The sequence below is a fragment of the Thomasclavelia sp. genome (assembly GCF_017889095.1).
In the GTDB taxonomy this organism is placed as follows: Bacteria; Bacillota_I; Bacilli_A; order Erysipelotrichales; family Coprobacillaceae; genus Thomasclavelia.
The window spans coordinates 1-3217 of record NZ_JAGHEW010000321.1 but is presented as its reverse complement, the minus strand read 5'-3'; the positions used below and the strand labels follow the sequence as shown (position 1 = coordinate 3217).

The following is a 3217-nucleotide window of genomic DNA, read 5'->3' as shown; positions in this document are numbered from 1 at the left end:
TAAAATTAAAGTAGAGCAGCAAGAAATATTTACTAAAATAAGTATTCATGATCAAGGAAAAGGAATAGCTTTAGCTAGACAAGGATTGATTTTTTCTCGTTTTTATCGTGAACCGGAGGTTCATGATAAAAAAGGAATTGGAATTGGGTTATTTTTAAGTCGGGAAATAATTAGTAAACAAGGGGGCTATATTGAAGTTGAATCCGAAGTTGAAAAGGGAAGTACGTTTATAATTTATTTATTGAATTAGAAAATCACAGTTTTGTGATTTTTCTATTTTGTAAGCAGTTTGTGATTTTTAGTGATTATGATAATACTTGAAAGGAGAATCAAAATGAAAGAATGGATAATAAAAACAAATGATTTAAAAAAGTATTATCAAATGCCTAAACATGTCATTAAAGCCTTAGACGGAGTGAATTTTTCAGTTTTGAAAAAAGAATTTGTAGCTATTATCGGTAAATCTGGTTCGGGGAAAAGTACTTTATTACACTTATTAGGTGGATTAGATACTCCAAGCAGTGGACAGGTTATTGTTGATGGTGATGATTTGAGTAAGATGAACGTCGATCAGCTTGCAATTTTTCGTCGACGCAAAGTAGGATTTATCTTTCAACAATATAATTTAATTCCTGATTTAAATGTTTATGAAAATATTATTTTCCCATTACAGCTAGATGGAGCATATATTGATGATGAATATATTGAACAATTGTTAGAGGCATTAAAAATTGCCGATAAAAAAGAAGCTTTACCTAATATGTTATCAGGGGGACAGCAACAAAGAGTTGCCATTGCCAGAGCACTAGCAATGAAACCGGCAATCATCCTTGCTGATGAGCCAACTGGAAATTTAGATTCGGTGACCAGTCATGAAGTAATGTTACTGCTTAAAAATCTTGCAATTCAATATCAACAGACATTAATTGTCATTACTCATGATTTAGATATTGCGCAAATGGCGATGCGTATCATTCAAATTGAAGATGGTAAAATTATTAATGGAAGTGATGAGCATGCTTGCAAATAATAACCGAAAAATTATTAGAACATTAGCTTTAAAATCATTATTAAATAATCGTCAAAATACTATAGTTTTATTTATGACCATTGCTTTATCTGCGTTGATGTTATTTTCAGTTCTTACAGTTGGAATTACTTATTTAGATTTATGGCGTTTGCAAAATATTCGGATAGAAGGCGGAGATTTTGATTCCATCTTGATTAACGGTTATAGTCAAGAACAATACGATTATCTAATTGCCAATAAGCAGGTAGAGTCAGTTGGAATTCAAACTTATGCGGGCTATTTATTAGGTAATGAAGATAATTACAATCAGGAAATTGGCTTATTCTATGTAGATGAGATATTTTTTAAAAAGCAAAGTGCTTTAGCGAGAAAAAGTTTAGTTGGCTACTATCCTAAAAAAGATAATGAAATCATGGTATCGAAAAGCGGTTTAAAAAAATATGGAAAAGAAGCTTTGACAGTAAATGATGTTTTAACACTAACGTATAAAAATAATCAAGGGATTTTTACTAAAGATTTTGTTATCAGCGGTATCTATGATGATTATCGTAGTCAACCAATATTTTTCGTTTCATTAGATTTTTATTTACAAACAGGATATGAGCTGGAAAATGATGGGATCTTATATATTAAATATAAGCATGATTTTTTAACCAATCATTTTTTAGATCAAATGCAAACTACTCTAGATTTAAATGAACGCCAAGTATTTATGAATACTAGTCTTGCTGAAAATTCTTTAATTGTATTACTAGGAATTATTTTGTTGGCAACGATCATTGTTATTAGTGCTTATTTATTGATTTATAATATTTTGTATTTATCAATTTCTAAACAAATTCGTTATTATGGTTTATTACAAACACTGGGAATGACAAAAAAACAGTTAGGAAAATTGATTAGAATTCAAATTGGGATCCTAGCATTTTTGGCGATTGTAACGGGATTAGCAGTAAGTGTTGTTGTATTATGGCTATTATTAAAAGATATGCTGATGGTTTTAGGTATTTCAGCAGCTAATCTAGATATTAAGTTTTATCCGCAAATTTTAATTATTACATTATTTTTTACTGTTTTTGCAATCGCATCTGCTAGTTATAAACCAGTTAAAATGCTTGAAAAGATTAGTTTAATTGAAGCGGCTGGTTATGAAAAGGTAAATGCTTCATTGATAAAGAAATCGGCAAGTAAAAAACATTTCTTTTTATCAATTGTTTCTAGACAATTTAGTAAAGATAAACGAAAAACTATTGTAGTTTTGCTTTCACTGACAGCTAGTTTATCAGTGTACTATTGTTTAACTACATTGATTACTAGCCAGGGGAAACGAACAGTCTTACCAAATTATTTTGAAAGTGATTTGATAATCAAAAATTTCCAGGATGAACTCAATGATGATTTATTAAATCAAATTAAAGATATTGATGGAATCAGTAAAATTCATCAGGTAGATACTTTAACAGTTGCCTTTACAAATCAAGAAATTACCAATAATTATTTAAGCAACTATCTTGCAAGTCAGCCGTATTTGACTTATGAAAAAATGATGCAAGATTATCAAACTAATCCACAAAACTATTATGGCAACTTAAAAGCAATTGATGATGAAGAGTTTAATTATTTGAATGCTAGTCTAACTAATAAAGTTGATTTCAATGATTTTAAAGATGGAAAAGTAGTAATTATGCAAAATCCTATTTTTTCAATAAATGAGAAAGATTATTTAGGACAAACAGTAAGTTTTATGCTTAATGGCAAAAATTATGATGTTTTAATCAAAGCAATCAGTTATGAATCCTACTATGGAGGATCGACTAATATTGGAATGAATATTATTGTTAGTCAAGAATATTTAAATCAATTATCGAATAGCCATAAAACAGAAAGCCTAGCAATTATATATCAAAACACTTATGATCAAGAAACTGAAAAACAAATCTTGAAATTAATTGAAAATACTAATTTAGTTTATGATTCAAGACTTGAAAGTATGCTTTTAGTTGAAGAAAGTCAAAGTGAAATGATGGTTATGGGAACAGTTATTTCTTTATTGCTTTTATTAGTTGGATTATTGAATTATTTAAATACAATGATCTACAGTATTCAAAATCGGATAACGACGTTTGCAATCATGGAAGGAATTGGAATGACGAGAAAACAAGTAATTAAATTACTAATTAAAGAAGG

3 protein-coding genes are annotated in these 3217 nt (G+C 28.8%); all 3 read left to right on the top strand.

Annotation, left to right across the window (positions count from 1 at the left end; genetic code table 11):
• The coding region (locus J7M77_RS13945) for a sensor histidine kinase KdpD (RefSeq protein WP_296879631.1) at positions 1-250 on the top strand (250 nt) is incomplete at its 5' end.
• Between the two features lie 84 nt (positions 251-334).
• Positions 335-1030 (top strand): ABC transporter ATP-binding protein, encoded by a 696-nt coding sequence (locus J7M77_RS13940; RefSeq protein ID WP_296879629.1) that lies wholly within the window; start codon positions 335-337, stop codon positions 1028-1030.
• A partial coding sequence (locus tag J7M77_RS13935; RefSeq protein WP_296879627.1) for an ABC transporter permease occupies positions 1017-3217 on the top strand: 2201 nt, incomplete at its 3' end. The genes J7M77_RS13940 and J7M77_RS13935, both read left to right, overlap by 14 nt.